We start from the raw sequence: 1,776 nt of genomic DNA, 5'->3' as shown, positions 1-1,776 counted from the left end.
CTTTGCTATTCCATAATTTTTTTGTACCTTTATGGAAAGAAATTTCTAATATGTCAAAGGTACAATTTATTCCCAATCTAAGCAAGGAAATCCTGCTTTTTCCTTCAAGAATCGACGAAGATATCGCCGATGACGCTCCAGTACGCATTATCGACTATGTGCTTGACAAGATTGATATCAGCAACATATTGAAACTTTATCATGTAAAAGGGCGTAATGCATTCTATCCCCGTATGATGCTCAAGGTGATCATCTACGCCTACATGAACAATATTTATTCTTGTCGTCGCATAGAGGAATTGCTAAAACGCGATATCCACTTTATTTGGCTTGCAGGCTACAACAAGCCTGACTTCATCACCATCAACCGCTTCCGCAACCGTGTGAAAGACGAGATTTCAAACGTGTTCACACAGTTGGTTCTTCTGTTGGCAGAGAAAGGTTTTATCACACTTGATGTGGAGTATGTCGACGGCACGAAGATAGAGTCCAAGGCCAACAAGTACACCTTTGTCTGGCGCAAGAACGTGGAACGCAATATAGACAAGCTCAAGCGTCAGCTTGCCGTGCTCCTGTCTCAGGTAGACGACGCTATAGCCCAGGACAATGCAATCAAGACCGAGTCAATCGAGATAACCCCAGCCATTATCTGCGAGATAACATCACGTCTGAAAGAGGAGTTATCGAAAGAGGCGCCACAGGCAAAAGAGGCGAAGAAAGCACTGCGTGAGAAAAAGAAGCAGATAAAGGAGATAGAGAAAAAGGCGGTCTCTCTTGCAGATTATGAACAGAAGAAGAAAACGCTCGGCAAGAGAAACTCCTTCAGCAAGACGGACCCCGATGCCACCTTCATGCGCATGAAGGAGGATGCGATGAACAATGGACAGACCAAACCTGGATACAATCTGCAGATAGGCACCGAGAATCAGTTCATTCTCAACTACGCTTTGTTCCCCAATCCCACAGACACTCTGACATACATTCCATTCATGTACTCCTTTGCTGCACGCTATGGACATCTAGCAAGTACTGAGGTTGCTGACTCTGGCTACGGTTCTGAGGAAAACTACCGCTTTATGGAGGAGAACGGTATCGAGGCCTACGTCAAATACAACATGTTCCACAAGGAGCAGCATATGCACTATGCTCCAAGTCCATTTCATCAGGACAGCTTCTTCTACAATGCCGAACAAGACTATTATGTATGCCCGATGGGGCAGCACATGGAACGCATTGGCACCAAGCTCGACAAGACAGCAAATGGATACCAGACGGAAAGCGTAAGGTACAGAGCCCAAAACTGCGAAGGATGCCCGCTTAGAGGATCTTGTTTCAAGGCTAAAGGCAACAGAGTCATAGAAGTCAATCACCGCTTGAAGGAATACAAGCGCAAAGCATCAGAAAGGCTGACATCTGAGGATGGAATAAAGCATCGAGGTCGTAGGTGCATCGAACCAGAGGCGGTCTTTGGGCAGATGAAGGCTGACTACGGCTACAAACGATTCAGACATTTTGGAAAAGACAAGGTCGAAATGGACTTTGCCTTCTTTGCCATTGCCTTCAATCTGAAGAAAATGTGTAGAAAGTTGAAAAAGGCGGTATAATGGGCCTGTGTTTGCCATATTTTCTGTTTCGTAGAGTGTCTGGATGGCAATTTTAAGACAATGGGGCACCATATAACAAAAATAAATAAAAAACTTTGGTTTTGCTCTCGCTAAACGATATACAAAAGGAGGGTGCACCATAAATGACCATAGTCAATTATGACACACCCTC

1 protein-coding gene is annotated in these 1,776 nt (G+C 44.7%); it reads left to right on the top strand.

Annotated features, from left to right (window positions below; translation table 11 throughout):
* The first annotated feature begins 50 nt into the window (after positions 1–50).
* Complete coding sequence (locus tag I6E38_RS14665; protein WP_153151778.1) at positions 51–1,604, top strand: IS1182 family transposase; 1,554 nt, start codon at positions 51–53, stop codon at positions 1,602–1,604.
* Positions 1,605–1,776: the final 172 nt, after the last annotated feature.

This window comes from Leyella stercorea (assembly GCF_021531355.1).
Taxonomy (GTDB): Bacteria; Bacteroidota; Bacteroidia; order Bacteroidales; family Bacteroidaceae; genus Prevotella.
This window is presented reverse-complemented; position numbering and strand designations above follow the sequence as displayed.